Source organism: Acinetobacter sp. 228, from assembly GCF_048147885.1.
In genome coordinates this window covers 1-1202 of sequence record NZ_JAYWYV010000401.1, presented here as the reverse complement: position 1 = coordinate 1202, position 1202 = coordinate 1, and the positions used below count along the sequence as shown (strand labels likewise).

The 1202-nt window shown below is 37.9% G+C and carries 1 protein-coding gene and 1 pseudogene; both read right to left on the bottom strand.

The window, feature by feature from the left end; all coding sequences use genetic code 11:
* Positions 1–870, bottom strand: an 870-nt coding sequence (locus tag VXQ92_RS19365) for a YdcF family protein (protein WP_416682893.1), incomplete at its 3' end; no start/stop codon positions are given.
* Positions 871–874: 4 nt separating this feature from the next.
* A pseudogene (locus tag VXQ92_RS19360) lies at positions 875–1202 on the bottom strand (UDP-N-acetylenolpyruvoylglucosamine reductase); the annotation flags it as partial.

The following is a 1202-nucleotide window of genomic DNA, read 5'->3' as shown; positions in this document are numbered from 1 at the left end:
AAAGCGAGTATTCTCACAGGTATTCATACTGCGCTTTTCTAATAATTTTGCATCTACCCCACGTGCTTTCAACCATGCTTGCATATAAGGGGCTTCAACTCCACTTAGTACGATAGGTAGATGGTTTTTCTTTTCAACTTCTAAGGTTTTTTCTAGTCTTAACCGCGTATAGCTGTTAACTACAATATCTTTGCCATTTTTATCTAAAGTTAAACCACCGCCCAATACTACAATCGCATAAGGTTCTGATAACTTTTTAGGTTGAGCAGGCAGAGGGTTTTTACGAACATATTCAACTTTCTGCTCAGGCTCACTCGCCGCTTTTTGATGCTCTGGCACTACAGGTTTTCTTGCTAAAAACTCCGTATATTGTTCTGTAAGGGCTTTATTTTCAGAACTATTAATAGAAAGTGCTGCATCAATAGGGCTACTTGCTTCATCGGCCGCATCAATTTCTGAGTTTTTCGCAACCAAAGGAACACTCACAGCCGTCGTTTCTTTCTCTTCCTGTAGTTCTTGTTCTTTTTCTTCTAAAAGAATAATTTGCTGCAAAGCCTTATAGTTTTCTTGTATGTAACCCAAATCTGCTGTCTTATTTTCACGTAAAGCATCTTCTGTTAACTTCAAATAAGCCTGACGAGCAATCCATAAATTTGACCCCGGCTCTAAGTTATCATGTTCACTTAATGCTGCTTTTCGCTGGCTTTCCGCAGCCACCTCATTAACATCTACCGGAACAAAATAGTTAAGTCCAGCTACAATAAGTTTTGAATAAAACGGCGAATACAAAAAAATCACGAAACAGCCTAATAGTACAAATAGTACAGTAACTACTTGTACAAAACGTACCATCAAGTGTACTTTTGGCATAAAACTATTCCGTATGATTTTCAATTAAACCTAAATTGTTATAAAGCACAGGCTCTGGTTCTAACATAATTTGGAAACGCTGTTCAACATCATGTTGTACAGCTTGATAAGTTTTCTTTACATCCGCAAGAGATGCATTGGCATAATTCACCAAAACCAAGGCTTGCTTATGGAACATCCCCACTACACCAAGCTGTTTACCTTTCCATCCAGCCTGATCAATTAACCAACCAGCAGCAATTTTAACGTTACCATTAGCCTGAGGATAATGTGGAATTGTTGAGAATTGTGCGATTAATCGTTCGAATTCTTGAGTATTTACAATCGGATTT